This is a genomic window from Aeromonas caviae (assembly GCF_000819785.1).
Classification (GTDB): domain Bacteria; phylum Pseudomonadota; class Gammaproteobacteria; order Enterobacterales; family Aeromonadaceae; genus Aeromonas; species Aeromonas caviae.
Genome location: NZ_CDBK01000086.1, coordinates 55736 through 73977 on the forward strand (window position 1 = coordinate 55736; position 18242 = coordinate 73977).

Annotated in this window: 21 protein-coding genes, 1 tRNA gene and 1 pseudogene; 15 read left to right on the plus strand and 8 right to left on the minus strand. The window is 64.1% G+C overall.

Going from position 1 to position 18242, the window contains the following annotated elements:
* Positions 1 to 303: 303 nt before the first annotated feature.
* Positions 304 to 1167, plus strand: a complete 864-nt coding sequence (gene pdxY, locus BN1120_RS14085; RefSeq protein ID WP_042016566.1) for a pyridoxal kinase PdxY — start codon at positions 304 to 306, stop codon at positions 1165 to 1167.
* 40 nt (positions 1168 to 1207) lie between these two features.
* On the opposite strand, the gene BN1120_RS14090 is transcribed toward pdxY, so the two are convergent.
* From BN1120_RS14090 to BN1120_RS14105, 4 genes are all read right to left on the minus strand, one after another.
* Entirely contained in the window at positions 1208 to 1516 is a 309-nt protein-coding gene (locus BN1120_RS14090; protein ID WP_041211493.1) for an antibiotic biosynthesis monooxygenase family protein, read from the minus strand.
* A 104-nt stretch (positions 1517 to 1620) separates the two neighbouring features.
* Positions 1621 to 2127 carry a GNAT family N-acetyltransferase gene (locus BN1120_RS14095; RefSeq protein ID WP_010674875.1) on the minus strand — a complete coding sequence of 169 codons (507 nt, stop codon included), beginning with the start codon at positions 2125 to 2127 and terminating at the stop codon, positions 1621 to 1623.
* Between the two features lie 101 nt (positions 2128 to 2228).
* Entirely contained in the window at positions 2229 to 2621 is a 393-nt protein-coding gene (locus tag BN1120_RS14100; protein WP_042016568.1) for an NUDIX hydrolase, read from the minus strand.
* 26 nt (positions 2622 to 2647) lie between these two features.
* Complete coding sequence (locus BN1120_RS14105) at positions 2648 to 3199, minus strand: class IV adenylate cyclase (RefSeq protein WP_042016569.1); 552 nt, start codon at positions 3197 to 3199, stop codon at positions 2648 to 2650.
* A 267-nt stretch (positions 3200 to 3466) separates the two neighbouring features.
* Here BN1120_RS14105 and BN1120_RS14110 point away from each other — a divergent pair, with 267 nt between their 5' ends.
* The 4 genes from BN1120_RS14110 to BN1120_RS14125 all read left to right on the plus strand — a co-directional run bounded on the left by BN1120_RS14110 (position 3467) and on the right by BN1120_RS14125 (position 5904).
* Entirely contained in the window at positions 3467 to 4312 is an 846-nt protein-coding gene (locus tag BN1120_RS14110; protein ID WP_041215896.1) for a DUF5718 family protein, read from the plus strand.
* Between the two features lie 268 nt (positions 4313 to 4580).
* Positions 4581 to 4913: a YnfA family protein gene (locus tag BN1120_RS14115; RefSeq protein WP_041211490.1), complete on the plus strand. Its 333-nt coding sequence runs from the start codon at positions 4581 to 4583 to the stop codon at positions 4911 to 4913.
* Between the two features lie 23 nt (positions 4914 to 4936).
* Positions 4937 to 5392: a GNAT family N-acetyltransferase gene (locus BN1120_RS14120; RefSeq protein ID WP_223302554.1), complete on the plus strand. Its 456-nt coding sequence runs from the start codon at positions 4937 to 4939 to the stop codon at positions 5390 to 5392.
* A 62-nt stretch (positions 5393 to 5454) separates the two neighbouring features.
* The gene (locus BN1120_RS14125; RefSeq protein WP_042016570.1) at positions 5455 to 5904 is read left to right on the plus strand and encodes a GNAT family N-acetyltransferase; all 450 of its coding nucleotides are present in this window, start codon (positions 5455 to 5457) and stop codon (positions 5902 to 5904) included.
* Positions 5905 to 5958: 54 nt separating this feature from the next.
* On the opposite strand, the gene BN1120_RS14130 is transcribed toward BN1120_RS14125, so the two are convergent.
* Both BN1120_RS14130 and BN1120_RS14135 read right to left on the minus strand, forming a co-directional pair.
* Positions 5959 to 7347 (minus strand): DEAD/DEAH box helicase, encoded by a 1389-nt coding sequence (locus BN1120_RS14130; protein ID WP_010674869.1) that lies wholly within the window; start codon positions 7345 to 7347, stop codon positions 5959 to 5961.
* Positions 7348 to 7608: 261 nt separating this feature from the next.
* Positions 7609 to 8085 (minus strand): glutathione peroxidase, encoded by a 477-nt coding sequence (locus BN1120_RS14135; RefSeq protein ID WP_042016572.1) that lies wholly within the window; start codon positions 8083 to 8085, stop codon positions 7609 to 7611.
* A gap of 208 nt (positions 8086 to 8293) precedes the next feature.
* On the opposite strand from BN1120_RS14135, the gene BN1120_RS14140 reads away from it, so the two are divergent.
* The 5 genes and pseudogenes from BN1120_RS14140 to BN1120_RS14155 all read left to right on the plus strand — a co-directional run bounded on the left by BN1120_RS14140 (position 8294) and on the right by BN1120_RS14155 (position 12178).
* On the plus strand, positions 8294 to 8902 hold the full coding sequence (locus BN1120_RS14140; RefSeq protein WP_041211488.1) for a 2OG-Fe(II) oxygenase: 609 nt from the start codon (positions 8294 to 8296) through the stop codon (positions 8900 to 8902).
* Positions 8903 to 9102: 200 nt separating this feature from the next.
* The gene (locus BN1120_RS14145; RefSeq protein WP_042016574.1) at positions 9103 to 10092 is read left to right on the plus strand and encodes a D-alanine--D-alanine ligase; all 990 of its coding nucleotides are present in this window, start codon (positions 9103 to 9105) and stop codon (positions 10090 to 10092) included.
* Positions 10093 to 10282: 190 nt separating this feature from the next.
* Positions 10283 to 11032 (plus strand): tRNA-uridine aminocarboxypropyltransferase, encoded by a 750-nt coding sequence (locus BN1120_RS14150; protein WP_042016575.1) that lies wholly within the window; start codon positions 10283 to 10285, stop codon positions 11030 to 11032.
* A gap of 2 nt (positions 11033 to 11034) precedes the next feature.
* Positions 11035 to 11148: pseudogene (locus tag BN1120_RS21925) on the plus strand (DTW domain-containing protein); the annotation flags it as partial.
* A 250-nt stretch (positions 11149 to 11398) separates the two neighbouring features.
* A complete protein-coding gene (locus tag BN1120_RS14155; RefSeq protein ID WP_042016576.1) occupies positions 11399 to 12178 on the plus strand; it encodes a TSUP family transporter in 780 nt (259 codons plus the stop codon).
* Between the two features lie 52 nt (positions 12179 to 12230).
* Here BN1120_RS14155 and BN1120_RS14160 read toward each other — a convergent pair whose 3' ends face one another.
* On the minus strand, positions 12231 to 13163 hold the full coding sequence (locus BN1120_RS14160; protein WP_042016577.1) for a LysR family transcriptional regulator: 933 nt from the start codon (positions 13161 to 13163) through the stop codon (positions 12231 to 12233).
* 51 nt (positions 13164 to 13214) lie between these two features.
* A complete protein-coding gene (locus BN1120_RS14165; RefSeq protein ID WP_041215090.1) occupies positions 13215 to 14132 on the minus strand; it encodes a DMT family transporter in 918 nt (305 codons plus the stop codon).
* A gap of 169 nt (positions 14133 to 14301) precedes the next feature.
* Here BN1120_RS14165 and BN1120_RS14170 point away from each other — a divergent pair, with 169 nt between their 5' ends.
* From BN1120_RS14170 to BN1120_RS14185, 5 genes are all read left to right on the plus strand, one after another.
* Positions 14302 to 15189 carry a helix-turn-helix domain-containing protein gene (locus BN1120_RS14170; RefSeq protein ID WP_042016580.1) on the plus strand — a complete coding sequence of 296 codons (888 nt, stop codon included), beginning with the start codon at positions 14302 to 14304 and terminating at the stop codon, positions 15187 to 15189.
* A 62-nt stretch (positions 15190 to 15251) separates the two neighbouring features.
* Positions 15252 to 15374 carry a hypothetical protein gene (locus BN1120_RS21880; RefSeq protein ID WP_256094327.1) on the plus strand — a complete coding sequence of 41 codons (123 nt, stop codon included), beginning with the start codon at positions 15252 to 15254 and terminating at the stop codon, positions 15372 to 15374.
* A 76-nt stretch (positions 15375 to 15450) separates the two neighbouring features.
* Complete coding sequence (locus BN1120_RS14175; RefSeq protein WP_039038583.1) at positions 15451 to 17085, plus strand: ATP-dependent endonuclease; 1635 nt, start codon at positions 15451 to 15453, stop codon at positions 17083 to 17085.
* 106 nt (positions 17086 to 17191) lie between these two features.
* Positions 17192 to 17911: a hypothetical protein gene (locus BN1120_RS14180; RefSeq protein WP_042016578.1), complete on the plus strand. Its 720-nt coding sequence runs from the start codon at positions 17192 to 17194 to the stop codon at positions 17909 to 17911.
* Between the two features lie 224 nt (positions 17912 to 18135).
* Positions 18136 to 18212, plus strand: a tRNA-Met gene (locus BN1120_RS14185).
* Positions 18213 to 18242: the final 30 nt, after the last annotated feature.

Here is an 18242-nt window from a genome sequence, read left to right on the forward strand (position 1 = left end):
CGACTGCCGACTGCCGACTGGCGCCTTTTCATCGGACCTCATCCTTGATCCCGACTGTTCATGGTTGATTGAAAAACCACCTTGTATGCCATCAGACAAGAGGCGTACAAGTACATTTATCACCCCGCAGCCGCGGGCAGATGGCTCCAGGGTTGTACAGAAACAGGGTAGCGGCGGTCAAATATGCGGCAGGTTAAGCCTGCTGAAGCATAAATAGGGAGTCATGGCGTTAATTGCTGGAAGAGCCGTCTCTTCATCCGATATATTGCCTCTTTTCCTCAGGCTTCTTGTGCGGTGGTGTCGATGAAACGCATTCTCTCTATCCAGTCCCACGTGGTGTTTGGCTGTGCCGGCAACAGTGCCGCCGTGTTCCCCATGCGCCGTCTCGGCATGGAGGTGTGGCCCATCAATACGGTGCAGTTCTCCAACCACACCCAGTACGAGGCGGGTTGGCAGGGAATGGCGATGCCGGCGGGCCACATTGCCGCCCTGTGCCAGGGGCTTTGCAATATCGAGGTGCTGGCGCGCTGCGATGCGGTGCTGAGCGGCTATCTGGGCTCGGCGGAGCAGGGGGACGAGATCCTGGCGGTGGTGGCGGCGGTGAAGCGAGCCAATCCGGCGGCCCTCTATTTCTGCGATCCCGTGATGGGGCATCCGGAGAAGGGGTGCATCGTCGCCCCGGGCGTCACCCGCTTTCTCACCGAGCAGGCCCTGCCGGTGGCGGACATCATGGCCCCCAATCTGCTGGAGCTGGAGACCCTGTGCGATGTCCATCTGACAACCCTGGCCCAGACCCGGATCGCCGCACGCCAGTTGCTGGAGAAGGGGGTGAAGATGGTGCTGGTCAAGCATCTGGGTCGCGCCGCCAGCGTCCCCGGCCGCTTCGAGATGCTGCTTGCCACCCCCGAGGGAGACTATCTGATCGCCCGTCCCCTTTACGATTTCGCGCGCCAACCGGTGGGCGTGGGGGATCTCATCAGTGCCCTGATGCTGGCCAACCTGCAGGCGGGATATGATGGGGTGAGCGCCTTCGAGCGCACCAACGCCGCTGTGGATGCGGTGCTGCGACAGACCTGGGAGGCGAATGCCTACGAGCTGCAGCTCATCGCGGCCCAGAGCGCCTTTGCCGAGCCGCAGATTGCCCACAGGGCCGAGCGACTGGCCTGACACCATTGATCAGCCCGTGACGGGACGAGCTGATCAAGGTTCAGCTTGCGGCGCTGATCGGTGTTGCATCCTGAAAATGTTCGACCCTGGGGAAGGGGTCGTAGAAGTGGTGCAGCAGGGCCTTCCACTCCTGGTACTGGGGGGAGCCCCTGAACCCCCGGGTGTGATCTTCCAGCCGTTCCCACTGCACCAGCAGCAGGTAGTGATGGGGATCGTCCAGGGCACGCTGCAACTGGTGGCCCAGGTAGCCGGGCATGGCGCTGATGATGTGCTGGGCCCGGGCGAAGGCCTGCTCGAAGTCAGTGGCCTTGCCGGGAATGATCTGCAGATGAGCGACTTCCAATATCATGATGGCTCCTTGCCGATGAGTCTGATTGAACCAAAAACCTATGTGCGCCGAGCCTTGGAGGGGGCAAGACCGGCACGCTGTCCGGTCTTGCCAGGCCGTCTGCCTCAGAGCTGCTTGTAGAAGAACTGGGTGGCGGCGAGGGTGCCGTCCCCATTGCGGGCGAAGTCCGGGATCTGGCCGGCCTCCTGATAGCCGAGCTGGCGATAGAGGCTGGAGGCCACGTCGCCGACCCGGGTATCCAGCACCAGCAAGGTACGCCTGGCGTCCCGGGCCCCTTGCTCCATGGCGTTCATCAGGGCGCGGCCCACCCCCTTGCCACGGGCCTGGCTGTGGACCATCAGCTTTTCCACTTCTGCCCTGTGGCCCCCGTTGGCCTTGGTGCACAGGGAGAGCTGCAGGGCGCCCACCAGATGGTGCTGATCAAACGCCACCCAGAGCTTGCGCACTCCATCCGCCAGCTCCCCCTCGATGCCTTGCCAGTACGCCAGCCCCTGCTCTTCCTGCAGGGGAGGCAGAAAGCCCACCGAGGCACCGCTGGCCACGCAATCTTGCAGCAGGGCGATCAGCGCCGGTTTGATGCCTCTGGTGCTCTCGACCTCAAGGATCTCCATTGAATGTCCTCATCTTCTCTCTTGGCCCACGTGGGGGATTAACGTCTCGGGCGCGGACTCTCCTGCCGGTGCCATCGTCATCCGGTCAGGTGCGCCGTCTCTTAATGGATCAGTCCCTGCGCTGCCAGCCACTGGAACAGCAGGCGGGAGACGGGGGAGACCTCGGCCAGGTGGCGGCTGTCCAGCCAGCGCAGCTCGGCGATCTCCGCCGAGGCGACGGGCGTGCCGTCGGCGTCCCCCGTGTAGCAACGCAGATTGACATTCACCCCTTGCGGCTTGCCGTCCGCCTGGGCGCTGAACTCGCAGGCGAACACCAGGGTGTCGGGTTTCAGGGTGACCGCGAGCTCTTCCTCGATTTCACGAACGAGGGCCGCCTCGTCGCTCTCGCCCGGCTCGCGCTTGCCCCCCGGAATGTAGTAGATGTCCTTGCCGTGGGAGCGGGCGCACAGCAGTTGTCCCTCCTTGAAGGTCAACCAGGCGAGTTTGTCGATCATGGGCAGATTCCTCTTGTTGCCACTTGTCAAAGGGGGGCTCGCTGCTCGCACAGGGTGCGATAGGAGCGGGTTTCCCGCATCTCGGGCGCCAGTCCCAGCCGGCTAGCCAGCGCCAGCAACTGCGCGCGGTAGGCGGGCAGGGCGGCCTCGTCGTCAGTCATGATGGCGAGCTCGGCAAAATCACCGACGCCTGCCAGGTGATCCACCGTGACGTGGAAGGCCCCCAGAAAATAGATGCTGCGCCGCTTGTCGATGGTCAGTACCGGCTGGTAGCCCAGGGTGCGTACCATGCTGGTCGCCTTGTCCGCATCGGTGATGTTGACCGCCTCGCAGCGATCGGGTCCGGGCCCTTTGACTATCCAGAGCCGGATGCCGCTGGGGGCCATGGTGCGGATGATCAGGCTCTTCTCCTCCCGGGCCAGGGCGCCATCTGCCGTGTCGAAGTAGCAGTCCTGCTCATGATTGTCCGCCACCATCACCTCGGGGCCGAGGGCCGTGAGGGTATGCACAAAGGCGGCGCTGTCCGTCAGGCGGTATTTGAACTCCACCTCGAAGCGCCCCTGAAAGTGGGTGGTCATGGCCTTGCGACGGCTCCCGAACGGCAAATGAATAGGGCAGCCTAGCAAAAGTGCCGGGCTCTCCCAAGCATCGGGATCACAGCTTCGCATCGACTGCCGACTTTATGACCAGATGGTGAGGGAAAATCCGCCCTGGTGCACAGCTTGTGGCCCGGTGGCTGGGCGCCGTCCGGGGGCTGTGCTCTAATGAGCTCCCTCTTTGGCGGTATTGCCGCCCTGAACAACGACAACGAGGCGGCGGCCCCGGCCGCGCCAGTGGAGCCACAGATGCAGATCACCTCACAGACCCCCTTTATCGGACTGGGCGTGGCGGGCAACTTCGCCGGTCACCTGGAGCAGGCAGGGGAGGCGGCGGATTTCGTCGCCGTCAAGGTTGACGACAAGGTCGCCCCCAAGGCGCTGTTCCCCTTCTATGTGCCGAACCATCCCGGCCAGCTCGGGGTCTTTCCCCTGAGCGGCGAGGCCATCTTCCTGCCGGAGGCGGCGGTGAGCGGGGACGAAAAGGTGCAGATTGAACCCGAGGTGGCACTGTGGTGCGAGCTGGAGTACGCGGGGGAGCAGGTGGTGGCCATCCATCCCAAGGCGTTTGGCGCCTACAACGACTGCTCCATCCGTCGCCCCAATGCCAACAAGATCAGCGAGAAGAAGAACTGGGGTGAAGAGAGCAAGGGGCTGGCCGCGAACCTGCTGCCCCTGACCCACTTTGCCGCCGGATGCGAGCTCGATGACTACCGCATCGCCTGCTACCTGGAGCGCGGCGGTGAGCTGCACCCCTACGGGATCGACAGCGCGGCGGTGGATTACAGTTACTTCCACGGTCAGTTGCTGGCGTGGGCCATCGACAAGTTCAACCATCAGCAGGACGAAGGCCCGGCCGAGCATATCCAGGGCCTGCTGGCCCAGGCGGGGCGCCCGGCCCATGCACTCATCAGCATTGGTGCCACCCGCTACACCCCCTTTGGCGAGACCCACTTCCTCGCTCCCGGTGACACCGCCTGCGTGGTGGTCTACCCCGCCAGTCGCTACGACGAGCAGGATATCCAGGAGGCCATCCGAGCCCGCCGCTTCGGGCCGGATGTCTCCGTGCTGCTGCAGGCGGTCAAGACCCGCTAATCCTGTCGTCAGGCCCGCTTCGGCGGGCCTGACTGTTTTTAAGCACAGCGCAGCCCGTTCCCTGTCGGCTTTCTACCCCCTGTTTGCATACCCTCTATACCTACCGCACGCCATGCCAAGCGCATGATGTTCCTCGATCCTGTTCGCGCTCCGCCATCTGCCTCCCGTGCCCTGAACCGTGCACCTCGAAAGCCGATTGCAGTGGCTGGATATAACAGTATGATTTGCCACAAGAAGTCCATTCTGCCTGCAAGGATCCCGAGTATTCATGGTTGAACTCAAGACCCTGGCCCTGTTTCTGGTGACTGCGGTTGCCGAGATCCTGGGCTGCTATCTCCCTTATCTCTGGCTGACCCAGGGCAAGAGCGCCTGGCTGCTGCTGCCCGCGGCCCTGAGCCTGGCCCTGTTCGCCTGGCTGCTCTCATTGCACCCGACCGCCGCTGGCCGCGTCTATGCCGCCTATGGCGGCGTCTACATCTTCGTGGCCATTCTCTGGCTCTGGGCCGTGGATGGCATCAAACCCAGCCTGTGGGATCTGGTGGGGGCCGGGGTGGCCCTGATCGGCATGGCCATCATCATGTTTGCCCCAAGACCCGCCTGATATCGATGCCAAGGGAGATCAGCATGATGACGACAGTGGTGATAAGAGAGTGTGAGGCGCAGGACTTGGCCGGGCTGCTGGCCCTTTATCAGGAACTCAGGCCTCAGGACCCCGTGCTCGACGAGCAAGGGGCCCGCGAGGGATTGGCGGCGATGCTTGATCTGCCCCATACCCGCATCATGGTGGCCCTGGTGGAGGGCCAGCTGGCCTCCAGCTGCCAGCTCGGGGTGATCCCGACCCTCACCAACGGCGGCCGACCCTTCGGCATCATAGAGCATGTGATCACGGGTGCCGCGTTTCGCCGCCAGGGGCTCAGCCATCAGTTGCTGGAGCATACCCTGGCGCTGGCCTGGGAGCTGGATTGCTACAAGGTGATGCTGCTCTCAGGGGAGGAGCGGGAGGCCGCTCATCGCCTCTATGAGGGACTCGGGTTCAAGGCCGGCATCGAGAAAGGGTTTGTTATCAAGGCGCCGCAATAAGTCCCATGGACTGCTGCATCATCAAAGGCGTGGGCTGTTATCCGCAACATATTGAGGTAGCGATGAAAATTGACGCCGCACAAAAGTGCGATCACCCAACCCTTATCACCATCTGGGAGGCCTCGGTGCGCGCCAGCCACCACTTCCTGCAAGAAGCCGACATAGCGGCCCTGAGGCCCTTGATCCTGGAGCACTATTTCGATGCCGTGACGCTGAACTGTGCCAGAGTAGACAATGGCGTGATCGTCGGTTTTATCGGGGTGGCTGAGGGCAATATCGAGATGCTGTTCGTCGACCCCGGCAGGCAGGGGGGCGGAGTGGGCCGTCTGCTGGTAGCCGATGCCATCCACCATCTGGGGGCGACCCGGGTGGACGTCAACGAGCAAAATGAACCGGCCCTCGGTTTTTATCGCCACCTGGGTTTCGAGGTGGTGGGCCGCTCGGCACTGGACGGGCAGGGCAAACCTTATCCCCTGCTGCATCTGGTCCTGTCTGCCGAGGCTGGCGCATGAAAAAACCGCCCTCGGGCGGTTTTTTGTTGTTCAGGACGCAGTGCTCGCACCGTCTCACTCCTCGTTGGAGTTGTCCTGATAGTCGCCCCGCTGGGCCTTGGGCAGGCGGCGCATGGGGGCGAAACCGATGTCCTCGCCCACCACTTCCCGCTTGCGGGACTTGTTTTGCGCAGGCTGGGCCGGCTTCTTGGCGCCATCCCCCTTGCCTTTCCCGGCGGCGGGTTTGCCCTTGGCGTTGGCATGGCCACGGGCGCGGGGCGGGTTTTGCACCGGCTTGCTGCCCGGCAGGGTCTGGCGGCTCGGCTTGCCGCTCGGCTCGTACCCTTCCAGGATCTCCACGGTCAGGGATTGGCCGATCAGCGCCTCGATCTCCTTGAGCTGACCCAGCTCGTCCTGGCTCACCAGGGAGATGGCCTCGCCGCCGCGCCCGGCACGGCCGGTGCGACCGATGCGGTGGATGTAATCCTCCGCCATCTGGGGCAGCTCGAAGTTGATCACGTGGGGCAGCTGATCGATGTCCAGACCCCGTGCGGCGATGTCGGTGGCAACCAGCACCCGCACCTTGCCTTCACGAAAATCCGCCAGCGCCCGGTTGCGGGCCCCCTGGCTCTTGTCACCGTGGATGGCGACCGTATCCAGGCCATCTTTCTGCATCTGCTGGGCGAGCCTGTCGGCAATCTGCTTGGTGCGCACGAACACCAGCACCCGCTGCCAGTTGCCACGGCCAATCATGTGGGAGAGCATCTCCCGGCGGCGCTCCCGATCGACCTGGATGATGCGCTGGCTTACCTGCTCGGCGGCGGTGTTGCTGGGATCCACCTCGATGAGGGTGGGATCCTTGAGCAGATCGTCCGCCAGCGCCTTGATGTCATTGGAGAAGGTGGCGGAGAAGAGCAGGGTCTGACGCTCCTCCGGCAGGGCCTTCATGATGCGGCGAATGTCGGTGATGAACCCCATGTCGAGCATTCTGTCCGCTTCATCCAGCACCAGCACCTCGAGGGCGCTCAGGGTCAGGGCGCCCTGGGTCAGCAGATCCAGCAGGCGGCCCGGGGTGGCGACCAGAATGTCGACCCCGAGCTTGATGGCGTCCAGGTTCGGCTTGATGCTGACGCCGCCATAGGCGATCAGGGTACGAAACGGCAGGTGGTGGGCATATTTGATGATGCTCTCGCCCACCTGGGCGGCCAGCTCCCGGGTCGGGGTCAGCACCAGGGCTCGCACCTGGCGACGACCGCCACGACCGTGGTTGGCCAGCAGCCGATGAAGCATGGGCAGGGTGAAACCGGCCGTCTTGCCCGTGCCTGTCTGGGCGCCGCCCAGCACGTCCTGCCCGGCCAGGATGGCGGGAATGGCTTGCTGCTGGATGGGGGTGGGTTGTTCGTAACCCAGCTCCTTGACGGCCCGCAGGATGTGCGGTGACAGACCCAGTTCATTGAATGACATGTTCGAGGGACACTCCGAGCCTTGGGCTCAACGGGTGACGGCAGCCTTGGTCCGTCACGACATGGAAAATAGGGTGGGCCGCCATCGAGGCTGGGCCTGAGCCCGGCAAAGCGACCGCACAAGAGACAGTGGGCGCGTAATATAGCAGATGCGAGGCGCACGCGCAGCAGCCGTGTCGCGAGCAGGGTTGCCACGGCCATCCCGGCAGGGAAAGGCCAGGGGGGCGCTAAGAGGGGCCCGCTTCGCCTCGGCGCACACCCGTCAGAGCAGTCCCTCGATGGCCTGCACCAGATCCTCCGGCCTGGTCTGGGGGGCGAAGCGGTCCACCACCCGGCCTTCACGGTCAATCAGGAACTTGGTGAAGTTCCACTTGATGGCCTCGCTGCCAAGGAGTCCGGGCTTTTGCTCCTTGAGCCAGCGATAGAGGGGGTGGGCACCGACGCCGTTGACCTCGCATTTGGCCATCAGGGGGAAGCTGACCGGGTAGTCGAGCGAGCAGAAGCGGGCGATCTCCTCGGCATCGCCCGGCTCCTGATGGCCGAACTGATCGCAGGGAAAGCCCAGGATCTCGAAGCCTTGGGGGCCGAACTGGCGATAGAGGGCCTCAAGCCCGGTGTATTGGGGGGTAAAACCGCAGCGGCTTGCCACGTTGACCACCAGCACGACACGGCCCTGCAGATCGGCGGTGGACCAGGGCGTGCCATCGAGTCGTTGCAGGGGGATGAGGGGCAGGGACATGGTTTCTCCTGATGCAAGAGGGGCGACAAGGCGCCCGGGGACAATCCTTGCACGTTAACGGGCCGAGGGCCGGGGAGCAAGGGGGGAGGGCGTCTGTGCCCCCCAGACTCCTATTGATGGCGGGACTTCTCAAGAGAAGCAATCCGGTTTGTGCCGATGGTCCGAAGTCGCTACAAAGCGCACTCTCTCCCCTCGCTGCGAGCCTATCTTGGACTATCAAGCCGTCATGGATGCCATCTACACCCGGGGTTGGGTGATAGTGGATGATTTTTTAACCGCCGCCGAGGTGGATGCCCTCAAGGCCTGCCTGCCGGACGAGTGGCGACCGGCGGGGATCGGGCGCGAGACCCTGCATCAGGACAACCGCGATATCCGTCGGGATCAGATCCACTGGCTCGACGCCTCCCTCGGCGCGCCGGTGGCCGACTATCTGGCCCGGATGGAGTCCCTGCGTCTGGCCGCCAATCGCAGCCTGATGTTGGGGCTGTTCGACTACGAGGCCCACTTTGCCCGCTACCGTCAGGGGGACTTCTACGCCACCCATCGCGACGCCTTCGCCGGGCGATCCAACCGCCGGCTCACCTCGGTGTTCTACCTGAACAACGACTGGCAGCCAGAGGCGGGGGGAATATTGCGGGTCTATGACGACAGCGAGCAGTTTCTGATGGATGTCTCCCCCCGGGGCGGGCGGCTGGTGCTCTTTCTGTCTGAAGAGTTTCCCCACGAGGTACTGCCCGCAAGCCGGGAGCGCTACAGCATTGCCGGCTGGTTTCGGGTCAACGGCAATGGCGCCGGGCGGGTCGATCCCCCCCGCTGAGCGCATTTCATCCTGTTTCTGACACAGGAAGAGACTTTTATCTGCCCGGGCAGGGGGAGGTGCGCCCCATCGGCTGACAAGGCTTCCCCTCCCTTGCTACACTGCCCGCACTTATGTTCGTTTATGGCTTCGTCCGGTTTTCATGCGGTTGGGTTTGACATGGTGATGACGAAGCCGCTTCTCCCAAGGGATCACATCTAATGAAGAACATGCATGTCTTGCTGCTGTGCGGCGGTGGCGGCTCCGAGCACGAAGTCTCGCTGCGCAGCGCCAATTTCCTCGAAAAACAGCTCGGGCTCCTGCCCGGTATCGAAGTGACCCGGGTCGAGATGTTTGCCGACCGCTGGCTCTCCGCCGACGGTCGCGAGTGCAAGCTGGGGCTGGACAAGCTGCTCTCGTTCGACAGCGTGGCCCGTCCGGTGGACTACGTGGTGCCCTGCATCCACGGCTATCCCGGTGAGACCGGCGATCTGCAATCCTTCCTCGAGCTGGCCGGCCTGCCTTATCTGGGTTGTGACGCCGAGGCGAGCAAGGTGTGCTTCAACAAGATCACCACCAAGCTGTGGCTCACCGCCATCGGCATCCCCAATACCCCCTACCTGTTCCTGACCGAGCAGGACGAGGCGAGCCTGTCCGAGGCAAAAGCGGCGCTGGCCAAGTGGGGCAAGGTCTTCATCAAGGCGGCCTCCCAGGGCTCTTCCGTGGGTTGCTATTCCGCCAGCAACGAGGCAGATCTGGTGAAGGGCATTGCCGATGCCTTCGGTTACTCCGAGCAGGTATTGATCGAAAAAGCGGTCAAGCCCCGCGAGCTGGAAGTGGCGGTCTACCAGTATGGTGACGAGCTGGTGGCCACCTATCCGGGGGAGATCTGCGTACCCCAGGACAAGTTCTACACCTATGAAGAGAAGTACAGTAGCGCCAGTCACACCGAGACCGCGCTCAAGGCCGAGGGGCTGACTCAGGCCCAGGCCGATGCCATCCACGAGTACGCCTTGAAGGCGTTCCGTCAGCTCAAGCTGACTCATTTGTCCCGCATCGACTTCTTCCTGACCGAAGAGGGGGAGATTTTGCTCAACGAGATCAACACCTTCCCGGGCATGACCTCCATCTCCATGTTCCCGAAACTGCTGGAGCACCACGGCCACAGCTTCGCGCACTATCTGGAGCAGATCCTGCGAAAGGTGGTCTGACGTCGCCAGACCCGGTTGCAACGGATGGTGAGTAGGGGCCTCAGGGCCCCTTTTTTCATGGGGGGAAGCGGGCAGAACGCGGGGAGGGAAGGGGGCAGGGCACCGCCCGGCAAGCCTTGCCGCCAGGAGGGCGCACCGTTACAATCAGCCCCCTTTTGTCCCGCCACAGGCACCGTCAGAGCCGCGTTCCATGAAGCCCATCCCCGATCACGCCGTCAACCGCCTGCGCATCTGGCGCAAGAGCGTCTCGACCCGACCCTTTCTTGCCCGTGGCGGCAGCGTGCCACGCTGCGATGCCTGCCAGCTGCGCCACGACTGGTGTGCCTGCGACTGGCGCCCGGCGCTCAAGGCCGAGGCCGGTTTCTGCCTCATGATGTATGACAGCGAGCCCATGAAGCCCTCCAACACCGGGCGCCTCATCGCCGACGTGCTGCCGGACTCCACCTGGGCCTTTCTCTGGTCGCGTACCGAACCCCATCCCGAGCTGCTGGCCCTGCTGGCGGATCCCGCCTGGCAGCCCTACGTGGTCTTTCCCGCCTGCGAGAAAGCGCCCGACCGCCTGACCGGCGAGGTGGTTCTGGCCCCTGGCAAGAAGCCGCTGTTCATCCTGCTGGACGGCACCTGGCCCGAGGCGCGCAAGATGTTCAACAAGAGTCCCTATCTGGACGGCTTTCCGGTGCTCGCCATCAAGCCGGACGCGCTCTCTACCTACGGCATGCGGGTTGCCCACAGCGACGAGCACCTGTGCACCGCCGAGGTGGCCGCCTGCGTGCTGGAAGTGGCCGGGGAGCTGCGGGCGGGACAGGCGCTGCAGCTCTGGTTCAATCTCTTCAGCAGCCGCTACATGGCTGGCCGGGTAAGCCGTGCGCCCGGTGCGGATGAAGCGCCCCTGCTGGAGGGACTGGAGACCATCAAGGGCCAGAGCCGCACTCTGGATTAATCCTCATCAGCAGCCGCTACATGGCTGGCCGGGTGAGCCGTGCACCCGGTGCGGATGAAGCGCCCCTGCTGGAGGAGCTGGAGACCATCAAGGGCCAGAGCCGCGCTCTGGATTAATCCTCATCAGCAGCCGCTACATGGCTGGCCGGGTGAGCCGTGCGCCCAGTGCGGATGAAGCGCCCCTGCTGCAGGGGGTGGCGGTTATCAAAGCACAGGCCTTCTCGCACGCTGATTGATGAAAATAAGGAATTAGTTGGCTGCCATTGTTTCGTTGGCTTCATGAGCCCGCCCTCGCTAGGATAGCGACCTGTTGACTCCTTCAGGCTCCGGGTCATGCCGGGCGCCGCCAATCACACGAGGTCTATGGATGGAACTGGAACTGCTCACCCTGGTCGCCCTGTTCGGGGTGGCCCTCATCGCCGGCTTTATCGACGCCATCGCCGGGGGCGGGGGACTCTTGACGGTGCCGGCCCTGCTGGCCACCGGCATGCCGCCGGCCCTGGTGCTTGGCACCAACAAGTTGCAGAGCAGTTTCGGCTCCTTCTCCGCCACCTGGTTTTATGCCCGCAAGGGGCTCCTTGAGTGGGCCATCATCTGGCCGGCGGTCATCTGCACCTTCTTCGGGGCGGCCATCGGCACTCTGGCGGTGCAGACCATCGATGCCGCCATCCTGGAGCGGCTGCTCCCCTTCCTGCTGATAGCGTTTGCCTGCTACTTCTACTTCTCCCCCAGGGTGAGCGATGCGGAGAGCCAGCGCCGCCTCACCCCCATGGCGTTTGCCCTGCTGGTGGGAGGGGGCGTGGGCTTTTATGACGGCTTCTTCGGGCCGGGCACGGGGTCGTTTTTTGCCATCGGCTTCGTGGCCCTGGCGGGCTTTGGCATGGCGCGGGCCACCGCCCACACCAAGCTGCTCAACTTCACCTCCAACATCGCTTCCCTGCTCTTCTTCACCCTGGGGGGCAAGGTGGTGTGGAGCGTGGGGCTGTGCATGGCGCTGGGGCAGTTCATCGGGGCGCGCATGGGCTCCAAGCTGGTGCTCAAGAAAGGGGTGAAGCTCATCAAGCCGCTGCTGGTGACCGTCTCCCTGGTGATGTCCGCCAAGCTGGTGTGGAGCCAGTACCCCGAGCTCTTTGCCTGGCTGGGCTGAGCCGGTACCCCCCATGACGAGGGCCCGATCGCAGATCGGGCCCTCTTGCGTTTCAGCCCAGTGCCGAAAGTTGCCGGAAATGGGCTTGCAGCGCCTGCACCAGGCGGGCAATGCGATCGCGCTTGAGGCTGTTTGGCCGATAGACCAGGTGGAGCGGGCGGCCCAGCCCCGGCAGGGGGCGTGCCTGTGTCCCCTGCTCGCCCACCAGCGCCAGCAGGCCGGCGGGCAGGAGCACGGGGCCAATGCCTGCCTTGGCCAGTTCGATCAGCGCCAGGTAGGAATCGAGCTCCATGGCGGGGATAAGCCCGAGGGCGGCCAGGGGCTCGCGCAGATAGCGGTTGGAGGGGTTCTCCAGATCCATGGTCAGGATCTTGCGCACCTTGCCCTGCATCCCCTTACTCACGTCGCCTTCAGCCAGTTGCTTGCTGGTCACAGTTTCTTGCAAGGCGCCCTGGTGATCCGGCTGCGCCGCCTCATCCAGAGCGTCCCCCACCAGATAGAAGGGCTCCTCCAGCAGCCGTTCGGCACACAGCCCATGGCCCGGCGGCAGGCGACCGGCGCAGATCCCGAGCAGGGCATCCCCGCCGCGCACCCGGGCCAGGATGACCGGGGTGTGGTGGGTAGAGAGGGCAATGTGGGGATCCCGTTCAAGGTAGGCGTGCATGAAGCGGGCGAGGTAGCCCGCCAGCAGGGTTTCGGAGCAGGCGATGGACAGAGGGGTCTGATCCGTGAGGATCTGGCTGTCCGCCAGCACCCCCTTCATTTCGGCGAGGCTCGGGGCTACCCGGGCGAGCAGCTCACGGGCCTGGGGAGTGAGGCGGATATGACGGCCATCCGGCTCGATGAGCTTCTTGCCAAGGCGCTGCTCCAGCTGGGCGATGCGCTTGCTGACCGCCGACTGACTGATATAGAGGCGGCTTGCAACCTTGGCCATGGTGCCCTCGCTTGCCAGCAGGCAGAGTGTCTCCAGCCCTTCCAGTAACATGCGTCCTCCCTCCTCGTGTGTTGGACGCGGTTACCTTAGGGGCTGGTGGCATCAGGGGCAAGTACCGTTTGCGGCCCTTGATAGCGGCCAGCGCCATGCCTTGACGGGGGGCGCGAAGATCACCAGGTTGCCGATGAGGCTCACCACCACGCCGACGATGGAGACCGTCTGCCAGACAAAGCCTTCATAGAAGGTGGAAAGGGTGAGGGCCACCAGGGGGAAGAGCACGGTGGCGTAGGCCGCCTTGCTGGCACCGATGCGCCCCACCAGGGTGAGGTAGGCGGTGAAGGCGATGACGGAGCCGAAGATGGCCAGATAGACCATGGCGGCGAGGTAGCGCGGGTCGGTGGGCAGGGTGAGTGACTGACCGAGTACCGTGACCCAGCCCAGCAGCAGCGCCACGCCGTAGACCATGCCCCAGGGTACCATCTGCAATACGTGATAGCCCTGGCGCTGTCCCCGGGCGGAGACCAGGTTGCCCAGGGAGAAGCAGAGAGTGCCGGCGCAGGCAAAGAGCAAGCCCTTCCAGCCGTTTGCACCCAGTTGCGCATCCGCCAGCACCGGCCAGAAGAGCAGCAGGGTGCCAAGCAGCCCCAGCAACGATCCTTGCAGCCAGCGCAGGCCCGGTCGTTTACCCTCGAACAGCCAGAGATTGAGGCCGTTGAAGATGCTGGCGCTGGCGAAAATCACCGCCGACAGGCCGCTCGGGATATAGAGGGTGGCGTGGTAGAAACAGAGGAAGTTGGTGGAAAATAGCAACGCGCCGAGCAGGGCTGCATAACGCTGGCCCGCCCAGGGCAGGCGCGGAAACTTGCCGCTCACCGTGAGCAGGGCGAACAGGGCCAGGGCCGCCAGAGCGAAACGATAAAGCACCGAGACCTCGATGGGGATGGGGCCGAGCTGCCAGGCGATGGCAATCCAGGTGCTGCCCCAGATGAGGACGGTGGAAACATAGAGCATCAGATTCATGGTGTGATCCCATCAAGAGAAGATGATGTGATCAGCATGAACCGTGAGGCGGGGTGTCGGCTTGCACCATCTTGCGGTTTTTTCAACGGAGGCGCAGCCTTTGACCATGAGGCGCGATAAGATGGCGACAGGAAAGGGGCGGGAGAGGGACGCAAGCGTGCAGCATGCCATGCAGCAGACAAGACAGGCGGGGGTCTTTGATGCCCTGGTGAGCACCGGTGCCAGACTGGAGGACTCCTGCTGGCTGGAGCCCGGGCTCGGGGTGGCGAGCTGGTGCAACCGCTACGATCAGACCCGCTACCACAAGCCGGGCAACCACACCATCAGCGTCTACCTGCAGGGGGGCGAGCAGACCGAGCGGCTGGACGGCCCCGGTGGCCATGGTGGTGCCGGCAAGGTGTGCATCATGCCGGATCACCACAGGTCCGAGTGGCTGGTGCGCGAGGAATTTCGCTTCTTCCACCTCTACTTCACCCCCGCCCACTTCACCCGCATCGCCGAGCAGGCGTGTGACAAGGAGGGGCGTCATCTGCAACTGGAAGACAAGACCTTCATCGACGATCCCCAGGCGGCGGCCCTGGTGCAGGGGCAATTGATGAAGCTGGACTGGCAGCACGGCATCGATCGCATGGCGCTCTCCCACGGTGCCTGGATGCTGATGCTGCACGCCTATCGCCATCACACCCGCGAGGCCCCGGCGCTGCCGGAAGTGCGCGGCGGCCTGGCCCCGGCCGTGGTGCGCCGGGTGCAGGAGTATCTGCAGGCTCACCTGGCCGAACCGGTCACCCTGGGAGAGCTCGCCCGGGAGGCGGGTCTGAGCGAATACCACTTCGCCCGGATGTTCGGGCAGAGCCTGGGCTGTCCGCCCCACCGCTACCTGCTCGGGCTGCGGCTCAAGCGGGCCAAGCAGTTGCTGGCGGGAAGCGAGCCTCTGGCCAGCATCGCCGCCCAGTGCGGCTTCTCCTCCCAGGCCCATTTTGGCAACCGCTTTCGGGAGGCGTTCGGCCTGAGCCCGGGCCAGTGGCGAGCCCAGTTGTCATTCTCCTGTCACAGATAACCCTGAGACTCTGGGCAAAAGAGGTGTACCCTCTGTCTCTTGTCCATTGAAAGGAATGCCCATTGAATCATCGCAAACGTCAGACTCGTACTCGCCATCTCTGGTTCAACCACTGGAATGCCCCCCTCTATCGCGCCACCCAGCCGACGCCGCCCGAACCGCTCGTTCCTCACAGTTCCCGCTGAAAACGCCGTAACCCGATAGGATTTTTCCGGCAACTTTGCCACTATTGCGCCATCAGGATGGACTGGATATGGCCGCATGTTTCTGGAACGCATTGAAGTCAAAGGTTTTCGCGGAATAAATCGCCTCTCCCTCGGGCTGGACAACACCACTGTGCTCATCGGCGAAAACGCCTGGGGCAAATCCAGCCTGCTGCGGGCCCTCTGGTGCCTGCTGGGGGATGCCGAGCCCTATCAATTTGGTCAGGATGATTTTCACCGGCCCGAAGATCCCGAGCTCGAACCCTCGCGCACGCTGCAACTGGTGCTCACCTTCAGCGAGTATCGTCCCCAGATGTGCCAGCACTCCCGCCGTCTGGCCCGCCTCGGGGCGGCCTGGATCCCCCACAAGGACAAGTTCCACCGGGTGCATTATCGTGCCAGTGCCGAGTTGCAGGACGATGGCAGCGTGCTCACCACCCACGACTTTCTCGACGGCATCGGCAAGAGCCTGGCCATCGACAACAATGAGGCGCTGGTGCGTCTGCTCATCACCATGAACCCGGTGTTCAGGCTGCGGGATGCCCGTACCGCCCGGGAGGGCATCGAGCGGCTGCCCTGGGGGGATCTGTGCGAGCAGCGGCTGGACGAGCTGGCCGGCAAGCTCACCGACGAGCCCCAGCGCATCGGCGAGCCTGAACTCAAGGAGGCGCTGCAGGCGGTGCAGCAGTTGATGGAGCATTACTTCAGTGCCCTGGCGCCCATCAAGCACAAGCCGCGCAGCCAGCGGGATATCGTCAATCGCCCCATGACCCTGCGCAATCCCGGCAACCTGCAGGTGCTGCTGCGCAATGCGGATAACCGGGCGCTGCAACTGGCCATGGCGGGCATGGCGGCCATGCTGCTCCACGCTCGGGGCAACCGGGAGCTGGAGGAGGGGGCCAGACCCATATTGATGCTGGAAGACCCAGAGAGCCGCCTGCATCCCACCATGCTGGCCCTGGCCTGGGGTCTGCTGGAGCAGTTGCCCGGCCAGAAGCTGCTCACCACCAACTCGGGGGACCTGCTCTCCTCCTTGCCCCTCAATCAGGTGCGTCGTCTGGTACGCCGCCAGCAGGACATCCTCTGCCATCAGTTGGGAGGGGAGCGCTACAGCAGCGACGATCTGCGCAAGATTGCCTTCCATGTGCGCATCAACAGGCCCATGTCGATGTTTGCCCGCTGCTGGCTGCTGGTAGAAGGGGAGACCGAGATCTGGCTGCTCTCGGAGCTGGCCCAGATCTGCGGCTACAGCCTGCGGGCGGAGGGGGTGCGCATCATCGAGTTCGCCCAGTGCGGCCAGGCCCCCCTCATCAAGGTGGCCAGGGACTTTGGCATAGAGTGGCACCTGCTCACCGACGGTGACGAGGCGGGCGCCAAATATGCGAGCTCCGCCCGCTCCCTGCTCAAGGGGGAGCGCGAGCGGGATCGGCTGACCCAGTTGCCGGCGGCAGACATAGAGCACTACCTCTACCAGAACGGGTTCGAGGGGGTATTCCGGCGCGAGGCGGGGGTCGGGGGGCGCTCCACCCTCAACGCCGGGCGCATCATCGCCAAGGCGATCCACCATCGCAGCAAGCCAGGCATGGCCCTGGCGGTGGTGGAAGAGGCGGAGCGCCTCGGCAGCGAGCACATTCCCCCTGTGCTCAAGCAGATGTTTGCCCGGGTGGTCGCCCTTGCCCGGGGACAAAGCTGACCGGCGACGTTGGGAAGACGGGGGGAGTTTGGATATACTCCCTGCCTCTTGTCCTTCCTTACCCTGTGACGGGTGCACCCGCACCCGGACTGCTGCCGGAGACCCTATGTTCGTCCAACTTCCTTTTTGGCTCTTTCCCCTGACCGGTCTGATGGCCCTGGGGGCCCTGATCGCCGTGGGGCTCGTCCTGTGGCGCGGTGATCTCTGCCCGGGCCAGCGCTCGCGGATCACTACCCAGCTCTTCTCGGTCTGGGTGATCACCGGGCTCTCTCTGATGCTGGCGGTGGAGGCCAAGGTTGCGGGCTGGCTCATCTGGAGCGGGGGGGCCGCCCTGGTGCTCGGTATCGTGCTCTCCCTGGTCCAGTCTCGCCTGGAGGGCAAGCGCGCCATCCCCGCCACCCTGCTGTGGTTGCCCGCCATGCCGCTCGCCCTCTACGGGCTGGGTCTGATGCAGATCCAGGGCTGGCTCGGCGGCCTGCTGCAGATGGTGCTGCTGGGGTCGGCCTTTGCCCACCTGATGCTGCTGCGTGCCCGCCACCGCCTGCAAGCCTTCAATCTGCTGCTGCCCCTGGCGGGGCTCGTCTCCACCATCCTGAGTCTTATCTGGCTGGCGGTGCTGGTGGGTTGGCAGGGGAGCAGCGCCGGGCTCGACCCGCTGATCCCCGGGGTAGTGACCCAGGCTGGCCTGCTGGTCGCAGCCCTGCTGCTCTGGTTCAGCCCCATCTACCGTCAGCAGGAGACGGCCCCCGTGGTGGTCTCCGTGACCCTGTGCGGCCTCATCATCGCCCAGATTGCGGCGACCAGCGTGTTGCACCAGCTGGCCTGATCCCGGCGCATCCTCCCGCCCGCACCTTGTCGTGCGGGCTTTTTGTATGGCAAAGAGGGGCAAGGCGGGGAGGGGCCTGAGGGGGAAGAGATCGCTAGCTGCCTGAAAAAACTGCGATTTGTTGCAAAAGAGCGCAGTATGTGACGGTTTAATCCCCGAATAAACTTTTTTTAGGATATTTACTTGCAATCTCAGCGTTGGCGCCTATTATGGGCGACCTCGGACGCGGGGTGGAGCAGCTCGGTAGCTCGTCGGGCTCATAACCCGAAGGTCGTCGGTTCAAATCCGGCCCCCGCAACCAACCATTTGTATCCATGGCAAGCGCATAGCG